Origin of the sequence: Microbacterium sp. AG790 (assembly GCF_003634765.1) — a bacterium.
Classification (GTDB): Bacteria; Actinomycetota; Actinomycetes; order Actinomycetales; family Microbacteriaceae; genus Microbacterium.
Genome location: NZ_RBWZ01000007.1, coordinates 485227 through 504757 on the forward strand (window position 1 = coordinate 485227; position 19531 = coordinate 504757).

Here is a 19531-nt window from a genome sequence, read left to right on the forward strand (position 1 = left end):
GTCGGGCGAGAATGCCAGGATGGGCGCAGACGCCGTCACCGGCGCCGAGGGAGGATCGACATGACCGACGACGCGCCCACCCCCGACCTCGTGCGGCTCGCCGCCGTGCACGGCATCGCGACGGAGTACTGGTCGTTCTTCGGCGACCGGGTGCAGGTCCCGGCATCCACCCTCCGCGCGGTGCTCGCGGCCATGCGCGTCGACGCCTCGTCGGATGCCGCGGTCACGGCATCCCTCATCGCCGAGGAGGAGCGGGTGTGGCGCGAACTGCTCCCCGCCTCGTTCGTGACGCGCGCCGGCGTCGGCGTGCTGTGGGTGCACGTCTTCGACGGGCACGACGTGACCGTGACGGTGGCTCTCGAGGACGGCGCGGAGCGCGCGCTCACGATCCCCGAGCAGCGCCCGGCCGCACGGCTGGTGGACGGCATCCTGCGGTGGCGGGTCGAGATTCCGGTGCCCGACGACCTGCCGCTGGGGTGGCACACCGTGCGCGCGGAGCAGCGCCCGTTCGGCGGCGCCGAGGCCGACCGCACGGCATCCGCTCCCTTCGTGATCACGCCCGATCGCCTCGGCGACCCGCCCGCCCGTGGCGGGCGCACGCGCGGCTGGGGCCTCATGGCGCAGCTGTACTCCGTGCGCTCACGGGCCTCATGGGGCCTCGGCGACTTCGCCGATCTCGCCGATCTCGCGGCGATCGCGGGCGAGCGCGGCGCCGACTTCCTGCTGATCAACCCCGTGCACGCGGCCGAGGTGACCAGTCCGATCGAGCCGTCGCCGTACCGCCCCGCGACCCGCCGCTTCGTGGCCCCGCTGTACGTGCGTCCCGAAGACATCCGCGAGGTCGCCTACCTGACGCCCACCGAGCGCGCCGTCGTCGAGGCCGCCCGCGGACCCGTCGCGGCGATGGACGACGACGCGGACCGCATCGATCGCGACGCGGTCTGGGCCGCGAAACGACTCGGCCTCGACGCGATCTTCGCGGTGCCGCTGACGCCGTCGCGCCGCGCCGAGCTCGATGCCTTCGCCGCGCGCGAGGGGCAGCCGCTGCAGGACTTCGCCCTGTGGTGCGCGCTCGAGGAGCACTACCTCGGTCGCGAGAGGCCCGCCGAGGTCGACGACATCCGCTCCCCGCTGGTCGCCGAGCTGCGCACGCGTCTGGCCGACCGCGTCGCGTTCCACGTGTGGCTGCAGTGGATCGCCGACCAGCAGGTCGCCGACGCGCAGGCCGCAGCCAAGGCGGCGGGCATGGCGATCGGTGTCATGCACGACCTGGCCGTCGGGGTGCACCCGCAGGGGTCGGACGCGTGGTCGCTGCGGGAGATGTACGCGACCGGCATGGCGGTCGGCGCGCCGCCCGACATGTACAACCAGCAGGGCCAGACCTGGAATCAGCCGCCGTGGCTGCCGCGCGCGCTCGCCGTGGCCGGGTACGCCCCGCTGCGCGACATGATCCGCACGCTGCTGCGCCACGCCGGCGCGCTGCGCATCGACCACGTGATCGGGCTGTTCCGCCTGTGGTGGATCCCCGAGGGGCTGAGTCCCGCCGCGGGCACGTACATCCGCTACGACCACGAGGCGATGATCGGCGTGCTGCTGCTCGAGGCCCACCGCGCCGGAGCGGTGCTCATCGGCGAGGACCTCGGCAACGTCGAGCCGTGGGTGCGCGAGTACCTGTCGGCGCGCGGCGTGCTGGGCACCTCGGTGCTGTGGTTCGAGCGCGAGGGCGACGGCTTCCGTCCGCCGGAGCAGTACCGCCGATCGCTGCTGGCCACCGTCAACACGCACGACTTGCCGCCGACCGCGGGGTACCTGGCCGACGAGCACGTCGCCCTCCGCGCACGGCTCGGTCTGCTGACGCGTCCGGTCGAGGAGGAGCTGGCCGACGCGGATGCCGAGCGCGCGAGCATGCTGGCACTGTTGCGCGAACGCGGACTGATCGGCGACGAGCCCGGCGAGGCGGAGGTGATCGAGGCGCTGAACGTGCTGATCACGGCATCCCCCTCGCAGCTGCTCGGGGTGGCGCTCGTGGATGCCGTCGGGGAGCGCCGGGCGCAGAATCAGCCCGGAACAGACCGCGAGTACCCCAACTGGCAGATCCCGCTCGCGGGACCGGACGGTCGTGCGGTGCTGCTGGACGAACTCGCGGACAACCCCCGGTTCGACGCGCTCACGCGCGCCGTCGACGCCCACCTCTGACGAGCGGCTGGGGCGCCGGCCGAGGCCCCGGAGCGGTGGGCGCGAGGGTTCCGATGAGCACGCCGACCACGACGAGTGCGAGGCCGACGATCTGTGCCGGCCCGAACGGCTCGTGCGCGACGACGACGCCCAGGAGCACGCCGGTCACGGGGTTGAGCAGGCCGATCACGCCGACGACCGCGCCGGGCAGTCGCGACAGCCCGGTGAACCACGCCGCGTACGCGACCGCCGTCGCCACGAGGATGATGTACGCGAACCCGAGCAGCGCCGGTCCATCGAGGGCCGGCGGCGCACCCTCCACGATGATCGCGACCGGCGCCACGACGAGGGAGCCGGCGATGAGCTGCCACGCCGTCATCGTCAGCGGCGGGATGTCCGCTCCCCACCGCTTCGTCAGCACGAAGCCGAGCGATGACGACAGCATCGCCACGACGGATGCCGCGATGCCCCACCCGTCGGCATCCCCTCCGCCGGGCTGCAGCATGATGATCACGCCGACGATGCCGAGCGCCGCGCCGAGCGCCGCCCGGAGCGCCGGCCGCTGCCGCAGCAACATCCAGCTGAGCAGCAGCAGCGCCGCCGCCGAGGTGGACATGATCGTCGCGGCCAGACTCGTCGCGAGGCGCTGTGCGGCGACGTAGACGAGCACGTTGAGGCCCCCGACGGTGAGACCGCCGAGCACGACCGAGCGCCACCACCACGCGCCGCGCGGCAGTCGCCGGGTGACGAGCAGCACGAGAAGTCCCGCCGGCAGGCACCGGATGACCGCGCCCCACAGCGCCGCGTCGGGCGGCAGCACATGACGCGTCACGAAGTAGGTGCTCCCCCAGGCGATGGGGGCGATCGCCGTCACGAGAACCCATCGCAGCCTTTTATCTTCCACGGAAGAGAATATAGCTTCCGCGGAAGGTAAAGTCGACGGCGTGCAGGATCATGTCGACCTCGTCCAGGAGCAGTGGCGCCGCGAGCGCCCCGATCTCGATCCGTCGCCGCAGGGCGTCATCGGCCGCCTCCATCGTCTGGCCGCGGCGCTGACGGCGGAGCTGACCGCCGTCTACGCACAGTTCGGGCTCAGCGAGGCGGAGTTCGACCTCCTGGCATCCCTTCGCCGCGCCGGTACGCCGTACGAGCTGCCGGCGGGCGAACTGGCCGACCACACGATGGTCACCACCGGCGGGCTCACCAAGCGCGTCGACCGCCTGATCGACCGCGGCCTCGTCGTCCGCACGGATGCCGACGACGATCGCCGCCGGCGCCTCGTGCGCCTCACCCCCGAGGGCGTCGATCTCATCGACCGTGCGTTCACGGCGCACCTCGCCAACGAGCACCGCCTTCTCGCGCTCCTGCCCGCGGGAGACGCCGCCGCCCTGCGCGACGCCTCGCGCCGCTGGCTCACCGCCCTCGGCCACGACTGACCCCCGGCATCCCGCCCCGCCCCCGCCCTCGCCGCCACCCCCGCCGCGAGAAACCACTCGCGCGCCGAGAAACACCCCACGCAGGGGTTTCTCGGCACGCAACGTGTTTCTCGCGGCGGATGCCGGGGCGCCCGCCGCCCACGCAACGCGATGCAACGTTGCGGTGCGTAGCGTCAGCGCATCCGAACGCGGCGAGGGATGCCGCGGACCATGCACTGTCGAAGGAGACATCATGACCATCGTCGAAGAGGGCGTCTCGAGCGTCTACGCCGCCCCGGGCCAGCGCGGCGCCGTCGCCGAATACCGTCCGCGGTACGGGCACTACATCGGCGGCGAGTTCGTCGAGCCGATCAAGGGCCAGTACTTCGAGAACATCACGCCCGTCACCGGCAAGCCGTTCACCGAGGTGGGCCGCGGCACCGCGGAGGACATCGACCGCGCCGTCGACGTCGCCTGGAAGGCGTTCGAATCGTGGAAGCGGACGACGCCGGCCGACCGCGCCAACATCCTCAACAAGATCGCCGACCGCATGGAGGCGAACCTCGAGAAGATCGCCGTCGCCGAGACGTGGGAGAACGGCAAGCCCGTCCGCGAGACGCTGGCCGCCGACATCCCGCTCGCGGTCGACCACTTCCGCTACTTCGCCGGCGTGCTGCGCGCTCAGGAGGGCACGCTCAGCCAGATCGACGAAGACACCGTCGCGTATCACTTCCACGAGCCGCTGGGTGTGGTGGGCCAGATCATCCCGTGGAACTTCCCGATCCTCATGGCCACGTGGAAGCTCGCCCCGGCGCTCGCCGCCGGCAACTGCGTCGTGCTGAAGCCGGCCGAGCAGACCCCGGCATCCATCCTGTTCCTCTTCGACATCATCGGCGACCTGCTGCCGGCGGGCGTCGTGAACATCGTCAACGGGTTCGGTATCGAGGCGGGCGCACCGCTCGCGCAGCACAAGCGCATCCGCAAGGTCGCCTTCACGGGAGAGACCACGACGGGCCGGCTGATCATGCAGTACGCGTCGCAGAACCTCATCCCGGTCACGCTGGAGCTCGGCGGCAAGAGCGCGAACATCTTCTTCGAGGACGTCGCGCGGCAGCGGGATGCCTACTACGACAAGGCGCTGGAGGGCTTCACGTTCTTCGCGCTCAACCAGGGCGAGGTCTGCACCTGCCCGTCGCGGGCACTGATCCAGCGCTCGATCTACGACCAGTTCCTCGGCGACGGCCTCGAGCGGGTCGGCAAGATCATCCAGGGAAACCCGCTGGACCCCGCCACCATGATCGGCGCGCAGGCCTCCAACGACCAGCTCGAGAAGATCCTCAGCTACATCGAGATCGGCAAGGCGGAGGGTGCGAAGCTGCTCGCCGGCGGCGAGCGGGTCGACCTCGGCGGCGAGCTCAGCGGGGGCTACTACGTGGCACCGACGGTGTTCGAGGGCCAGAACTCGATGCGCATCTTCCAGGAGGAGATCTTCGGCCCCGTCGTCTCGGTGACGAGCTTCGACGGGTTCGACGACGCGATCCACACCGCGAACGACACGCTCTACGGTCTGGGCGCGGGCGTGTGGAGCCGCTCGGCCGACACGATGTACCGCGCCGGGCGCAGCATCGAGGCCGGTCGCGTGTGGACGAACACCTACCACCAGTACCCGGCGCACGCCGCGTTCGGCGGATACAAGCAGTCGGGCATCGGCCGCGAGAACCACCTCAAGATGCTCGATCACTACCAGCAGACGAAGAACCTGCTGGTGTCCTACGCCGAAGGCGCGATGGGCTTCTTCTGAGCCGACACGCTACGGCGAGACACGACCTGCCGCCCCGGACGCCCGTGCGTTTCGGACGGCAGGTCGTGTCTCGGCAGAGAAAGGGGTCGGTCATGACGGCCACACTCAGCAGGGTCGCGGTCACGGATGCCGCGGCATCCCTGCTGCGCCAACTCACGGCGCAGCACGGGAAGCTCATGTTCCACCAGTCCGGCGGATGCTGCGACGGCAGCGCACCGATGTGCTACCCCGTCGGCATGTTCCTGACGGGGCCGTCGGATGTGAAACTCGGCGACCTCGACGTGGGCCTGGACGATCCGATCGAGGTGTTCATCTCCGAGGCGCAGTTCGCGTACTGGAAGTACACGCACCTCACGATCGACGTCGTCCCGGGCCGCGGGGCCGGCTTCAGCGTCGAGGGTCCGACCGGCATGCGCTTCCTCATCCGCTCGCGGATGCTGGACGACGCCGAGCTCGACCACTTCGGCCTGCGCTGACGGCGGCATCCCCGCGGCCTCGCCGGTCAGGCGCGGTCGTGCAGCGTGATGCGGTAACCGTCCGGGTCGACGAACGTGAAGGTGCGGCCGAACGGGCCGTCGATCGGCGCCGCGACGATCTCGTGGCCGGCGGCGACCAGGGCGTCGTGGATCTGCTGCACGTCGGTCGCGTGCAGCCAGAGGGCGATGCCCGCCCCCGGCGGGGTGGCGGCATCCCGGACGGCGTCATCGACGATGTCCCGCACGGCGAACGCGATCGGCGTCGTCGTGAACACGACGGCGTGGGGCGGTCCTGCCGGTGACCGCACGAGGCCGAGGAAGCTCTCGTAGAACGCCTGGGATGCGGCGAGGTCGCGAACCTGCAGGGAAATGAAGTCGGGGCCGGTGACGGGCATGGGATCGTCCTCTCGTGTGTCAGTTATCTGACATGCAACTGTATGTCAGAATACTGACATGAGTCAACCGGGCGAGGGTGTGGATCTGCCGGTCTCGGTCGGGTATCGGCTGAAGGAAGCCTCCAGCGCACTGCGCGCCGCGATGGAGGAGGTGCTGCGGCCGCTCGGCATGAACGTCACGCACTACGCGTGTCTCGAGTTGCTCGCCCAGCGTCCCGGCCTGTCGAACTCTGATCTGGCCCGCGGCACCTTCGTCACCCGCCAGACGATGAACGTGCTCCTGCAGGCGCTCGAACGCGACGGAGCCGTGGAGCGTCCGGGCCGGCCTCCTGCAGGCAAGGTCCTTCCCGCGACGATCACCGACCGCGGCCGGGCCGCGCTCGCCGAGGCCAGTGCTGCGGTGCGCGCGGTCGAGGAGCGCATGCTCTCCGGTCTCGATGATGCCGATCGCGCCGAAGCGCTACGGCTGCTCGGCGCGATGATCGCGTCGCTGCGCCCGACCGCAACGCCGGCTTCGCCCGGGACACGCAACTGACGCGCGCGCTTAACCCGCTCCAGCCCGGGGGCTACAGCCACCCGTTCTCGTAGGCCACGCGCACGGCGTCCGCGCGGTTGCGCGCGCCGGTCTTGCCGGGCGCGCCGAAGAGGTGGGTACGGACGGTTCCCTAGTCGAGGTGACGCGCGTGACGGGTCTTAGTGAGCTTTCTTTGCGCTGTAGGTACCTGAACGTTGGCCCTCCGCCACGCTCGGTCGTACAACGGTCGACTTCGTGGTCTTGGCTCCGGCGCCACTTTTCAGCACTCCGTAGCCGCCTGATGTCTTGACGATGTTCCACTTGTTCTTCGCCATGGGCTCAGTGTAGATCTTCCGTGGGACATTCACCCGCCTATTTGTCTTGGATCCGGGGCGTTGTCGTCTTGACCGATCTCGAACGCGATAGCCATCATTTCTGCGGTCAGTTCAACGAGCGCTACGTCACCGTCGTCGAAGGAGTTAGCGCGCGGGGCATCCAGCGTCACCATGCCGTAGACGCCAGTATCCGTCCAAATCGGAGCGGCGATGAACGTCTTGTACCCCGACATGGTGCCGACATACCCGTCTGGCTTCGGCTTCTTAGGGTTCTCAAGGTCGGGGTAGTGCGAGGTGGCGCGCTTCTCAATGAAAGCGAGTGCCGCGTCGCCGCGCGGAGTGCCCGCGACGAACGGATTGGGCTTCTCCCCTCTGCCACTTCTCCCCACGGGTTGCATCCGGAATGGATCCTCGTCGGTGTTCAACATATAGACGACGGCTCTCGGTCGGTTCACGTGATCAGAAACAACCGATCGCAGAGCAGTGGCGGCGCTATCGGCGACTTGTGACAGATATGCGTGACGTTGTTCGTGGGGCTGACGTGCCATGTCCGCCGTTGTCGAGGCCCACTTCATGTACTCATCTCGGAGCTTCAGCAGGAGTCCCCGCTTCGCCCCATCTGCGGTGACACCTCGGCGATGCTCGACAATTTTGCCGGCGATAGTGATGCTCACTGCCATTGCCAGGCTGGTGCCCGCGGCCGTATAGAGCCATCCGCTGTTGCCGGTCGTGTCGCGAAGCCCCCATGACAGCAGCTGGGCTGCGCCGAAACTCCCGAGGATCGGCAAAGCAGCATTGATTGTGGGCCAAACCCATCCAGCGCCTCGTCGTGCCACTCGCCGAGCGTATTGCAGATGCGGCATGCGTCCGCACATTCGATACGTCGGAATCGCTGCGTTGTCACGAGATTTGCCGAGCTGTTGAGTGACAGCAATGGAGATCAAGCAACCTAGCCGCGCGCATGCCGCGGCTAGAGCCAGCCGTTCTCGTCGGCGACGCGGACGGCGTCGGCGCGATTGCGGGCGCCGGTCTTGCCGATCGCGCTGGAGAGGTGGTTGCGCACCGTGCCTTCGCTCAGGTGCAGCATCTGCGCGATGTCGGCGATCGAGCCGCCCGTGCGTGCGACGGCGAGCACGTCGGTCTCGCGGCCCGTCAGCGGCGACTCGCCCTGGGCGAGCGAGTCTGCGGCGAGGGCCGGATCGACCACCCGCAGCCCCTGCGCCACGCGGCGCACGGCGTCGGCGAGTTGCGCGGCGGGCGTGTCCTTCACGACGAAGCCGGCCGCTCCCGCCCGCATCGCGCGGGTGAGGTACCCGGGTCGCCCGAACGTGGTCACGATGAGCACACGGCAGGTCGGCAGGGCGCTGCGCAGCGCGGATGCCGCCGCGATCCCGTCCATCCCCGGCATCTCGATGTCGAGCAGCGCCACGTCGGCGGCGGCGCGAACCGCGGCATCCACCACCTCGTCGCCGCGACCGACCTCGGCGACGACCTCGATGTCGGGTTCGAGGCCGAGCAGCGCCGAGAGCGCGCCGCGCACGAGCGCCTGGTCGTCGGCGATGAGCAGCCGGATCACAACGCGACCTTCAACAGGAAGCCGCCGAGCTCGCTCCGCCCGAGGGTCAGTCGCCCGCCGGCCGCCTCCACCCGCTCGCGCAACCCGATCAATCCGCTGCCCTCCGTCCCCGCGCCGGATGCCGGGCCCACCCCGTCGTCTTCGACGCTGACGCTGCGGGCACCCAGGCGCACGCGACACCGCGACGCCTGTGCGTGGCGGATCACGTTGGTGACTCCCTCCCGCACGATCCAGCCGGCCAGTTCGCGGCGATCGGCGGGAACGTTCTCGGTCGCGGTGGGCAGCTCGGCCGCGATGCCCGCGGCATCCAGCGCCGCCCGTGCCGCGGCGAGCTCGCCGGCGACCGTGACGCCGCGATAGCCGGCGACGGTGGTGCGCACATCGGCGAGAGCACCGCGCGCCAGGGCCTCCACTTCGCCGATCTCTGTCCGTGCCCGCGCCGGATCGACGTCGATCACCCGTCCGGCCAGCTCCGACTTCACGGTGATGACCGTCAGCGAATGGCCGAGGATGTCGTGCAGGTCACGGGCGACCCGACTGCGCTCGCGTTCGACGGCCATCTGCGCCATCTGATCCCGCGTGGCGCGCAGGGCGTTCATGGCCGCGATGTTGCGTCCGAACGCCGCCATCATCGCGGAGATCGAGATGATGATCGCGGGAAGGAACAGCACGCTCTCGGTCCACCCGTCCGAGAGCACCCCCGCGACGAGGGCGGCCGCTCCCAGGGCGATCAGCAGCAGCCAGGTCGTGCGCAGCCGGACCACGGCCATGCCGATCGCGACGCCCACGTAGCTCCAGACGCCGCGGACATCCCACCCGATCCAGGGGAACAGGCTGAACGAGAGCACGAACAGCCAGGCCGCCGGAAGCAGCCGCAGGCGCAGGGGCAGAAGGCGAGAGACGGGGACGGCGATGAGGAAGGATGCCGCGAAGAGCACCAGCAGGGCGATCACGACGGCGTTGGAGACTGCGGTGTCCGCCGCGGCGACGGCCTCGGTGGCCACGATCAACAGCCAGATGAGCGAGATGAATGCCCCGACGTACCAGCCGCGCGCGGTGCGGGCGGTCAGGATCTCACGGGGCGTCTGTGTCGCCGACGAGGCGGGGACGCAGGGAATGTCCCACCCGGTCCCGTCGAGGTCGTCTCGCGTCGCGCTCACGGACTTCACTGTAGGGCGCGCCTCTCACACGCGCTTCGTGTCGCGTCGGAACGCCCAGGTCGTCCCCGCGACGAACACGACCAGCCAGACCAAGGCGTTGATCAGCCACATCGCGTCGAAGCTCTCCCCGGTCAGGGGCGAGCGGGCGAGCTCTCCGATGCCGTAGACGGGCGTGAACTTCGCGATGGTCTGCATGAAGTCGGGCATGCTGCTCAGCGGGTAGAAGAGGCCCCCGAGGAACGACAGGAAGACGACGATCAGGCTCGTCACCTGCGCGGCGTTCTCGCTCGGCATGAGGTAGCCGACGAAGAGGCCGAGCGTCGTGAACACGGCGCTCGCGAGCACCCAGCCCACCAGGCCCGTGCCGATCCACTGCCCGGCGCTGAGCTGGATGCCGCTGATCGCGCCGGCCGCATACGTCGCGACCACGGCGAGAAGGCCCAGCACCATGCCGGCGATCATCTTGATGATGATGTTGACGAGCGGGTTCAGCGGCGTCAGTCGCAGCTGCCGGCTCCACCCCTGCGTGCGCTCGAGCGCGACGGCCGCTCCGGTCTGCGTCGCCGACATCATGGCGCCGTACATCGCCATCGACACCATGATGTAGGCCGCGACGGAGACACCGCCGTCGGCGACGGGCGTCGCCGTCAGCTGTTCGTCACGCAGACGCATGCCGATGATGACGTACATCACGACGGGGAACGCGATCGTGAAGAAGAGCGTCCGGCGGTTGCGCAGGCGGCGCTTGAGCTCGATGCCCAGATAGGTCAGGTTGAAGCCGCCGAGCGGCGGCACCCGCCGGTCGAGGGTGACGCGATCGGCCGACAGCGTCGACGTGGCGGAGGGTGCGGTGCTCATGCGGAGGCTCCTTCGGAGGTGAGGGCGAGGAACACGCTCTCGAGGTTCTGGGACGTGATCTCGATGTCGCGGGCCGCCGTCTCGGTGAGGAGGTGGCGGGCGACGGCATCCGAGTCCTTCGTGTGGATGCTGATGCGCTCGCCGGCGAACTCGACGTCGTCGACGCCGGGAAGGCCGGCGAGCCGCGCGGGATCGGCGCCGGGCAGGGTGGCGCGGACGATGCGACCGGAGACGAGGTTCTTGATCTCGGCGGTGGAGCCGTCGGCGACGATGCGTCCGCGGCTCATCAGCACGATGCGGTCGGCGTACTCGTCGGCCTCGTCGAGGTAGTGCGTCGCGAACAGCACCGTGCGCCCGCGGGCGGCATCGGCGCGGATCGCGCTCCAGAAGGCGCGGCGGCCTTCGACGTCCATGCCGGTCGTGGGCTCGTCGAGGATCAGCAGTCCGGGGTCGCTCAGCAGCGCCATCGCGAACCGCAGGCGCTGCTGCTGGCCGCCCGAGCACAGGCCGACCCGTCGGCTCCCCAGCTCACTGATGCCCGCGCGCTGCATGACCTCCTCGATCGGACGCGTGTCGGCGAACAGGCTCGCCGTGAGGGCGAGCGTCTCGCGCACCGTGATGTCCTTGAGCAGGCCGCCGGTCTGCAACACCGCCGAGACGAGGCCGTGCGAGATGGCCGCGCGCGGGCTCTCGCCGAACACGCGCACCGCGCCCCCGTCGGGGTCGGAGAGCCCCAGCAGCATGTCGATGGTCGTCGTCTTGCCCGCGCCGTTCGGGCCCAGGAAGGCGACGATCTCCCCCGGGCGCACCCGCAGATCGACACTCTCCACCGCTCGAACGCTGCCGAAGCTCTTGCGCAGGCCCGCGGCATCCACCGCGAGCAGTCCCTGGTTCTCATCCATGTCTCCGACTCTGCCGCGGTGACGCGTCGCGAGCCGCACACGGCCGTCACGGCTGCGGCATGACATTCGTCACGGCCGAAAAATCGTCGGCGTACTCGCGTGACGAATCGCCGGTTTCGCACTCTCTACCGGTGGAGCGCAAGGAGGAGACATGACTGCTTCGGGAGGCGCGGCACTGCGGCGCCTGACGATCGTCGACCCATCGCGTGCCCGCAGGGCCCACGCGCGCGAGCTGCTGGCGGGCCGGCTGGGCATGCGCGTGGTCGCCGAAGCCGCCACGCTCGGCGAGATCGTGGTGCGGCCGGCGGCGGGGGTGAGCGCGTCGCAGCTGCTCTTCCTGGTCGTGACCGACGGTGTCGAGCCCGAGCTGTCGGCGCTCGCCGCCTACCGATGCGTCGGGATGCGTGTGGTCGCTCTCACCGCCGGCGCCTCCGATCACGTCGTTCGCGCGCTGATGGATGCCGGGGTCGAGGGCATCGTGTCGTCGCGGGAGTCGGAGGGTGTCGTGCTGGCGGTCGTCGATGCGGTCCGCCGGGGTGCGCGCGCCTGGTCGCCCCACACACGCGCGAAGCTCGACGCGCTCGCCGTGCGCCCCGCTCTGAGCGCGCAGGAGACGCGTCTGGTGGCCCTCTACGCCGCCGGGTACACGATCAGCGAGGTCGCCGATCGCCTCGGTGTGCGGGGCGACACCGCCCGCAAGTACCTCAACCGGGTGAAGGCCAAGTACGCCGCCGTCGGCCGTCCCGTGCACACCAAAGCCGAGCTGGCTCAGGCCGCGCGCGAGGACGGTCTGCTCCCGCCCGGCGCGTCGGCCGCGCACGATCACTGACACGTCGAGATCGGTTCCGATCAGCGAAACCCCGCGTCACGCGGGGTGGTCCCGGGTTTCATTCCTGTTACAAAAAGCGCGATCACGAGGCAGGCCGGCGATGTGCACGACAGGATAGCGACCTGAGCTTCGCCTGTCCGGCGGGGCCGACCGACATACAGCAGAGGTACTCACATATGGCACTGCACTTCAGTTCGCCGGGCTCCGCCCGCGCCCGCACCGCTCTGGCAGCGGGCGCGCTCGCCGTCTCCGCGCTGCTCCTGGCCGGCTGCGCCGGCGGAGGGTCCACGGGCGGGTCGACCGATGGCGCGGCATCCGGGCCCATCATCATCGGCACGACCGACAAGGTCACCACGCTCGACCCGGCCGGCTCGTACGACAACGGCTCGCTCGCCGTTCAGACCCAGGTCTTCCCCTACCTGGTGAACACCGACTACAACTCCAACAAGGTCGTTCCCGACCTCGCCGAGTCGGCCGAGTTCACCTCGCCCAACGAGTACACGGTGAAGCTGCCCGCGGGTCTGAAGTGGGCCAACGGCCACGACCTGACCTCGTCGGACGTGAAGTTCTCGTTCGACCGCAACCTGAAGATCGCCGACCCCAACGGCGCGTCGAGCCTGCTCTACAACCTTGACAGCGTCTCCACGCCGGATGCCACGACCGTCGTCTTCAAGCTCAAGACCGACAACGACCAGGTCTTCCCCTTCATCCTCACGTCCTTCCCCGGCGCGATCGTCGACGAAGAGGTGTTCTCGGCCGATGCCGTCACGCCCGACCAGGACATCGTGAAGGCCGACGCCTTCGGCGGCCCCTACTCGATCACGAAGTGGGACTTCAACAAGACGGTCGAGTTCACGCCCAACAAGAACTACAAGGGTCTGCTCGCGGCGCCCAGCAACTCGGGCGCCGTGCTCAGCTACTTCGCCGAGTCGTCGAACCTGAAGCTCGCCGTCCAGCAGGGCGACGTCGACGTGGCGTACCGCAGCCTCTCCTCCACCGACGTGGCCGACCTGTCGGGCAACGACAAGGTCAAGGTCGTCGAGGGTCCCGGTGGCGAGATCCGCTACATCGTCTTCAACTTCAACACCCAGCCGTACGGTGCGACGACCACGGAGGCCGACCCGGCCAAGGCGCTCGCCGTCCGTCAGGCGGTGGCCGACCTGATCGACCGCAAGACGATCTCCGACCAGGTCTACAAGGGCACCTACACCCCGCTGTACTCCTACGTTCCGGCCGGGTTCGCCGGTGCGACCGACGCCCTGAAGGGCCTGTACGGCGACGGAAACGGCGGCCCCAGCGCCGACAAGGCGAAGGCGACCCTGGCCGCGGCCGGTGTCACGACGCCCGTCACGCTGAACCTGCAGTACAGCCCCGACCACTATGGTCCGTCGTCGGGTGACGAGTACGCGCTGGTCAAGCAGCAGCTCGAGAAGGACGGCCTCTTCAAGGTCGACCTGCAGTCGACCGAGTGGGTGCAGTACTCCAAGGACCGCACCGCCGACGTCTACCCGGCCTACCAGCTCGGCTGGTTCCCGGACTACTCCGACGCCGACAACTACCTGACGCCGTTCTTCCTGGAGAAGAACTTCCTGGGCAACCACTACGTCAACCAGGAGGTCAACGACCTGATCCTCAAGCAGGCCGTCGAAACGGATGCCGCCACGCGCACGTCCGACATCGAGAAGATCCAGGACCTCGTGGCCAAGGACCTCTCGACCGTCCCGCTGCTGCAGGGCGCTCAGGTCGCGGTGACCGGTGCCGACGTGAAGGGCGTCACGCTCGACGCGTCGTTCAAGCTCCGTTTCGCACCGATCACGAAGTAACGCGTTCCGGGCGTTTCGACTCGTCGCTGCGCTCCTCACTCAACGACCGGGGGATCACACCCCCGGTCGTTGAGCGAGCGCAGCGAGTCGAAACGCCGACGTCCCCCCGGTCGTTGAGCGAGCGCAGCGAGTCGAAACGCCCGTCATCCGTAGAGTAGGCATCTATGACCAGCACCGCCGCGGCATCCTCCGTCGCCGAGCCGCCTCCCGCGCTGGAGGTCCGCAAGACCGGATCCGGCTCAGCCCTGGGCCGGTACATCCTCATCCGGTTCCTGTTGATCTTCCCGACCGTGCTGATCCTCGTGACGCTGGTCTTCTTCCTCATCCGCCTCACCGGCGACCCGATCACGGCCGCCCTCGGCGGACGCCTGCCGGCCGATCAGCTGGCCGAGCGCATCCACGAGGCCGGCTATGACCGACCGATCCTCGTGCAGTACGTCGAGTACCTCGGCCGCATCTTCACCTTCGACTTCGGCACGACCATCACCGACAACCAGCCCGTCGTGCAGGTCATCGCGACCTACGGCACCGCGACCCTCGAGCTCGTGCTCTATTCGCTCGTGATCGCGTTCATCGTCGGCATCCCGCTGGGCATGGTCGCGGCGGCGCTGCGCGACCGCTGGCCCGACGCGCTGCTGCGCGTGAGTGCCATCCTCTTCTACGCGACGCCCGTCTTCTTCGCGGGCCTGGTCGCCAAGCTCGTCTTCGGCGTGTGGCTCGGCTGGCTGCCCATCTCCGGACGCGCGAGCGTACGCACCGAGCTCGCCATCGGCCGCAACGGCGGCACCGGCATCTATCTCATCGACGCGATCGCCTCCGGCAACCCCGCCTACGTGCAGGACGTGCTGCTGCACGCGGTGCTCCCCGCCCTCACGCTGGGTCTGCTCACCGCCGGCATCTTCCTGCGACTGGTGCGCACGAACGTCATCGGCACCTTCAACATGCCCTACATCGACGCGGCCCGCTCGCGCGGTGTGCGAGAGGGACGCCTGGTGCGCACGCACGCGTACAAGCCTGCGCTCATCCCGATCATCACGGTCATCGGCCTGCAGATCGCGCTCATGCTCGGCGGTGCCGTGCTCACCGAGACGACCTTCGAGTGGAAGGGGCTCGGCTTCCAGCTGGCCGCCTACCTCGGCTCGCGCGACTTCGTCGCCGTGCAGGGGATCGTCGCGATGATCGCCATCATCGTCGCGGTCACCAACTTCGCCGTGGACATCATCGCCGCGTTCATCGACCCGCGGGTCCGGTACTGAGGAGGGATGCGGACATGACGAAACCTCGCCTCATCGACCGGATGCCGGTCATCCACCAGCTGCGCCAGAGCGTCGGCCTGCAGCGCGGCATGCTCGTCGCCGGCCTCGTGCTGACCGGCATCTTCGTGTTCTGCGCGATCTTCGCGCCGCTCATCGCCCCCTACGGCTACGCCCAGCTCGACGGACCCGACGGCAACTTCGGCGCGCAGCAGCAGCCGAGCGCGGCGCACCTGCTCGGCACGACGGTCGGCGGCTACGACGTGCTGTCGCGCGTCATCTGGGGCGCCCAGACCGCGCTGATGGTCGTGATCGTCGCGATCGCGATGTCGGTTTTCGTCGGCATCCTGCTGGGTCTCGTCTCCGGCTACCTCGGCGGCTGGGTCGACCGTGCGTTGGTCGTCGTCGCCGACGCGATCTACGCGTTCCCGACGCTGCTGCTCGCGATCGTCGTGGCCATCGCGATCAACAACGGGCAGTCCGGGCTGTGGCCCGGGATCATGGCGGCCGCGGCATCCATCACCGTCGTGTTCATCCCGCAGTACTTCCGGGTCGTGCGCGCCGAGGTGGTGCGGGTGAAGACGGAGGCCTTCGTCGAATCGGCGAAGGTGATCGGTGCCTCGACGCCGCGCATCATGTTCCGCCACGTGCTGCGCAACTCCACGCGCACGCTGCCGTTGATCGTGACCCTCAACGCGTCGGAGGCCATCGCCACCCTCGCCGCTCTCGGCTTCCTCGGCTTCGGCATCCAGCCGACCGTGGCCGCCGAGTGGGGTTACGACCTCAACAAGTCGATCAGCGACGTCGCCGCGGGCATCTGGTGGACCGCGGTTCCCCCGGGGCTCGCGATCGTGCTGACGGTGCTGGGCATCACGCTGATCGGCGAGAGCCTCAACGACCTCGCCGACCCGCGCCTGCGCGCGCGGCGGCGGGCGGGGTCGGCGAAGAAGACACCGACACCGGCGGATGCCGTCGCGGCGAGCCAGCCGGCGTCCCGCGAGATGATGGGAGAGGTGGAGTGATGGCTGCGGCCTCTTCCGACGCACGCGCCGTCGACATCCGTGACCTGGACGTCACCTTCGCGACCGACGGTGGCGACGTGCACGCCGTGCGCGGTGTGAGCCTGGACGTGCGCCCCGGCGAGGTGCTCGCGATCGTCGGCGAGTCGGGCAGCGGCAAGACGGTCACCGCCCGCAGCATCCTGGGCCTGCTCCCCGAGACGGCGCTGACGCAGGGTGCCGTCGTGCTCGACGGCACCGATGTCATCGGCCTCGACCGCGAGGCGATGCGCCGGGTGCGCGGCACCAAAGCGGCGATGATCTTCCAGGAGCCTTCGACCGCCCTGAACCCTGTCTTCACAGTGGGCTGGCAGCTGGCCGAGGGTCTGCGCGCCCACGGGAAGTACTCGAAGAAGCAGGCGCGCGAGCGCGCGATCGAGATGCTCGGCCGTGTCGGCATCCCCGATCCCGAGCGGCGCGTCGACGACTACCCGCACCAGTTCTCCGGCGGGCAGAAGCAGCGCATCGTCATCGCCACGGCGCTGGCGCTCGATCCGACCGTGATCATCGCCGACGAGCCGACCACGGCGCTCGACGTCACGGTGCAGGCCGAGATCCTCGATCTGCTGCGGCGCCTGCGCGACGAAGACGGCACCGCGATCGTGCTGATCACGCACAACATGGGCGTCGTGGCCGACCTCGCCGACCGCGTCGCGGTCATGCTGAATGGCGAGGTCGTCGAAACGGCGCCCGCCCTGGAGCTGTTCGCCGCCCCGCAGAACGACTACACGAAGCGCCTGCTGGCCGCCGTGCCGCGCCTGGAGATCGTCGACCGGCAGCTGCCGGCGGGAGTGGCCGAGGCGGCGCCGGTCGTGGTGGCGGAGGATCTCGTCATCGAGTACGCCGGGCGTCTGCGTCGTGCCGGCTTCCGTGCCGTCGACCGCGTGAGCTTCTCGATCGCGCCGGGCGAGGTCGTGGGCCTGGTCGGCGAAAGCGGATCGGGAAAGACGACGATCGGCCGTGCGATCGCCGGGCTCACACCCGTGACCGGCGGCTCGCTGCGGGTGCTCGGCGTCGAGATGAACGGGGTCAAGGAGCGCACGTTCCGGCCCCACCGCAAGGACCTCGGGTTCGTGTTCCAGGATCCGGCGACGAGCTTCAACCCGCTGCTGACGATCGCGCAGAACGTCGCCGAGCCGTTGGTCGTGCACGGCGGCGCTCGGGATGCCGCGGATGCCCGCGACCGCGTCGACGAGCTGCTCGAGGCCGTGCAGCTGCCGAAGGCGTTCGGCGACCGCTTCCCGCACGAGCTGTCGGGCGGACAGCGCCAGCGGGCATCGCTCGCCCGCGGCCTCGCCCTCGACCCGAAGCTGCTCATCGCCGACGAGCCCACGAGCGCGCTCGACGTGTCGGTGCAGGCACGCGTGCTGGAACTGTTCGGCGAGCTGCAGGAGAGGTTCGGGTTCGCGACCCTGTTCATCACCCACGATCTCGCGGTGGTCGACATGCTCGCCCACCGGGTCGTGGTGCTGCACAAGGGCACGATCGCCGAGACCGGACCGACCGCGCGCGTGCTCGGCGACCCCCAGGACGACTACACCCGCAAGCTCATCGCGTCACTGCCGGTGCCCGATCCGGTGGAGCAGGCCGCACGCCGCGAGGCCTGGCGCGCCGCACGCGGCTGAGCCAACCCGCCCGCCCGCGGCGCTGCGGCCCCGCGGCGCTGCGCTGCGGGCTGCCCGGAAGAGGTGGATGCCGCGTATGCCGCCCTCGCCGTTGCCTCACCGGCGCCGCACACCGTTTCACGTGCAACGGCGGGTGTCAGTTCGACAGATTCTCGATGATCGACGCGAACACGCCCAGCGGGCCGAACAGCATCAGCAGCAGTGCGGCGCCGATCACGATGATCGCGGCCCACGGCACCCGGCGTCGCAGCCGCCGGCCCTCGGGTGCGACGCCGGGCGGCGGGCGGAGGGATGCCGTCGGTGCCGCGAACGGCAGACTCGCCGAGCCCCCGGCCTCGCCCGCCGGGTCGCCGACGACGGCGGCGGGGTCGAGCGCGGACGGGGCCAGGCGCTCGTCGCGCCAGCGCTCCCACTGCGCCAGCTTGTCGAGCAGCGCCGCGACGACGGAGAACAGCCATGCCCAGGTGGCGGGGTCGAGCGTCGACGCCTCGCGCGTGGCGTAGAGGAAGAGCCAGTCGTCGACGATCTCGACGTCGAGGGCGGCAGCGTGGTCGACGAATCGCGCCATGATGTCGGGCGTGAAGAGGTAGAGCGCGTCTGCCTCGTAGCCGGACGGGCAGTACAGGGTGAAGGAACGGTCGAAGTCGCCCTCCAGGCTCAGCCGCTGGGACCCCTCGAGCGCGGCCGGCAGGTTGGAGCCGAACAGGCTGTTGTTGCCGACGGCATCCAGCACGATGTTCGGCAGCGGGGTCGACAGCTTGACGGCGACGTAGCCCCACCGATGCGTCGACTCGTTCTTGCCCGACCCCGTGCGGTACACGTAGTTGCCGAACTCGACGAAGCGCGGCCGCTCGCCGCGGACGACGTCGCTCGCGACGCGGCCGTGTCCGAGGCCGAACACCATTCCCGGCAGTGGCGGGTTCGGCACCGACGGGTACCACGTCATGGCGTTGGCCCGGGCGAAGCGGTCGAGGCGCCACCACCGCTCGCCCCTGCGGGCGCCGAACATGCGCACCAGAGCGGTCGCGAGCACCGCGACGACCCCGACCGCCACGAGGATCGGCGCGATCATGAACGGCGAGAACCCCCCGGATGCCGTCATCATGCCGCCCAGGACGCCGATCACCGTCGAGCCGAAGAGGAACAGAACGGTCACCCCGGCGAGCACGGCGAAGACGGCGCGCGAGGCGATGTTCGACGCCGGTACCCGTCCGCTCGCGCGCAGATCGCGCGCGTATGCGCGCACGGACGCCGGGTCGGCGGGCTCGATGAGCGGGCGCGCGTCGAAGGCTGAGGATGCCGCGGGCGTGCTCATATCGTCACGCTACCCGGGCGA

At 69.7% G+C, this 19531-nt stretch carries 19 protein-coding genes; 10 read left to right on the top strand and 9 right to left on the bottom strand.

From position 1 onward, the window contains the following. Positions 1-60 precede the first annotated feature (60 nt). On the top strand, positions 61-2196 hold the full coding sequence (malQ, locus tag DEU37_RS07735; protein ID WP_121189987.1) for a 4-alpha-glucanotransferase: 2136 nt from the start codon (positions 61-63) through the stop codon (positions 2194-2196). Here malQ and DEU37_RS07740 read toward each other — a convergent pair. Continuing rightward, positions 2168-3079: a DMT family transporter gene (locus DEU37_RS07740; RefSeq protein ID WP_259457197.1), complete on the bottom strand. Its 912-nt coding sequence runs from the start codon at positions 3077-3079 to the stop codon at positions 2168-2170. The two genes, malQ and DEU37_RS07740, sit on opposite strands and share 29 nt — an antisense overlap. A gap of 40 nt (positions 3080-3119) precedes the next feature. Between DEU37_RS07740 and DEU37_RS07745 the strand changes: the two genes are divergently transcribed. From DEU37_RS07745 to DEU37_RS07755, 3 genes are all read left to right on the top strand, one after another. Continuing rightward, on the top strand, positions 3120-3611 hold the full coding sequence (locus DEU37_RS07745; protein WP_121189989.1) for a MarR family winged helix-turn-helix transcriptional regulator: 492 nt from the start codon (positions 3120-3122) through the stop codon (positions 3609-3611). Between the two features lie 232 nt (positions 3612-3843). Then, a complete protein-coding gene (locus tag DEU37_RS07750) occupies positions 3844-5391 on the top strand; it encodes an aldehyde dehydrogenase family protein (RefSeq protein ID WP_121189990.1) in 1548 nt (515 codons plus the stop codon). Between the two features lie 92 nt (positions 5392-5483). Continuing rightward, positions 5484-5867 carry a DUF779 domain-containing protein gene (locus DEU37_RS07755; protein WP_121190057.1) on the top strand — a complete coding sequence of 128 codons (384 nt, stop codon included), beginning with the start codon at positions 5484-5486 and terminating at the stop codon, positions 5865-5867. A gap of 26 nt (positions 5868-5893) precedes the next feature. Here DEU37_RS07755 and DEU37_RS07760 read toward each other — a convergent pair whose 3' ends face one another. Beyond that, positions 5894-6262, bottom strand: a complete 369-nt coding sequence (locus DEU37_RS07760) for a VOC family protein (protein WP_121189991.1) — start codon at positions 6260-6262, stop codon at positions 5894-5896. Between the two features lie 58 nt (positions 6263-6320). Between DEU37_RS07760 and DEU37_RS07765 the strand changes: the two genes are divergently transcribed. Beyond that, the gene (locus DEU37_RS07765) at positions 6321-6797 is read left to right on the top strand and encodes a MarR family winged helix-turn-helix transcriptional regulator (protein WP_121189992.1); all 477 of its coding nucleotides are present in this window, start codon (positions 6321-6323) and stop codon (positions 6795-6797) included. 158 nt (positions 6798-6955) lie between these two features. Here DEU37_RS07765 and DEU37_RS14850 read toward each other — a convergent pair whose 3' ends face one another. From DEU37_RS14850 to DEU37_RS07795, 6 genes are all read right to left on the bottom strand, one after another. Then, positions 6956-7111: a hypothetical protein gene (locus DEU37_RS14850; RefSeq protein WP_183043624.1), complete on the bottom strand. Its 156-nt coding sequence runs from the start codon at positions 7109-7111 to the stop codon at positions 6956-6958. A gap of 29 nt (positions 7112-7140) precedes the next feature. Further along, on the bottom strand, positions 7141-7947 hold the full coding sequence (locus tag DEU37_RS07775; protein ID WP_220699830.1) for a GAF domain-containing protein: 807 nt from the start codon (positions 7945-7947) through the stop codon (positions 7141-7143). Positions 7948-8081: 134 nt separating this feature from the next. Then, complete coding sequence (locus DEU37_RS07780) at positions 8082-8687, bottom strand: response regulator (RefSeq protein ID WP_005054636.1); 606 nt, start codon at positions 8685-8687, stop codon at positions 8082-8084. Continuing rightward, positions 8684-9847 carry a sensor histidine kinase gene (locus DEU37_RS07785; protein ID WP_259457198.1) on the bottom strand — a complete coding sequence of 388 codons (1164 nt, stop codon included), beginning with the start codon at positions 9845-9847 and terminating at the stop codon, positions 8684-8686. The genes DEU37_RS07780 and DEU37_RS07785 overlap by 4 nt, the downstream gene beginning before the upstream one ends. A gap of 24 nt (positions 9848-9871) precedes the next feature. Beyond that, complete coding sequence (locus DEU37_RS07790; protein WP_121189995.1) at positions 9872-10705, bottom strand: ABC transporter permease; 834 nt, start codon at positions 10703-10705, stop codon at positions 9872-9874. Beyond that, the gene (locus DEU37_RS07795; protein ID WP_121189996.1) at positions 10702-11607 is read right to left on the bottom strand and encodes an ABC transporter ATP-binding protein; all 906 of its coding nucleotides are present in this window, start codon (positions 11605-11607) and stop codon (positions 10702-10704) included. Before DEU37_RS07795 ends, DEU37_RS07790 begins: the two co-directional genes overlap by 4 nt. A 151-nt stretch (positions 11608-11758) precedes the next feature. On the opposite strand from DEU37_RS07795, the gene DEU37_RS07800 reads away from it, so the two are divergent. The 5 genes from DEU37_RS07800 to DEU37_RS07820 all read left to right on the top strand — a co-directional run bounded on the left by DEU37_RS07800 (position 11759) and on the right by DEU37_RS07820 (position 18195). Beyond that, complete coding sequence (locus tag DEU37_RS07800; protein ID WP_121189997.1) at positions 11759-12436, top strand: response regulator transcription factor; 678 nt, start codon at positions 11759-11761, stop codon at positions 12434-12436. Positions 12437-12612: 176 nt separating this feature from the next. Further along, positions 12613-14259 carry an ABC transporter substrate-binding protein gene (locus tag DEU37_RS07805; protein ID WP_005054624.1) on the top strand — a complete coding sequence of 549 codons (1647 nt, stop codon included), beginning with the start codon at positions 12613-12615 and terminating at the stop codon, positions 14257-14259. Between the two features lie 164 nt (positions 14260-14423). Continuing rightward, positions 14424-15515 (top strand): ABC transporter permease, encoded by a 1092-nt coding sequence (locus tag DEU37_RS07810; RefSeq protein ID WP_121189998.1) that lies wholly within the window; start codon positions 14424-14426, stop codon positions 15513-15515. Positions 15516-15529: 14 nt separating this feature from the next. Next, entirely contained in the window at positions 15530-16534 is a 1005-nt protein-coding gene (locus tag DEU37_RS07815; protein ID WP_121189999.1) for an ABC transporter permease, read from the top strand. Then, the gene (locus DEU37_RS07820) at positions 16534-18195 is read left to right on the top strand and encodes an ABC transporter ATP-binding protein (RefSeq protein WP_121190000.1); all 1662 of its coding nucleotides are present in this window, start codon (positions 16534-16536) and stop codon (positions 18193-18195) included. Before DEU37_RS07815 ends, DEU37_RS07820 begins: the two co-directional genes overlap by 1 nt. A 136-nt stretch (positions 18196-18331) precedes the next feature. On the opposite strand, the gene DEU37_RS07825 is transcribed toward DEU37_RS07820, so the two are convergent. Then, on the bottom strand, positions 18332-19510 hold the full coding sequence (locus DEU37_RS07825; RefSeq protein ID WP_121190001.1) for a hypothetical protein: 1179 nt from the start codon (positions 19508-19510) through the stop codon (positions 18332-18334). Positions 19511-19531 lie beyond the last annotated feature (21 nt).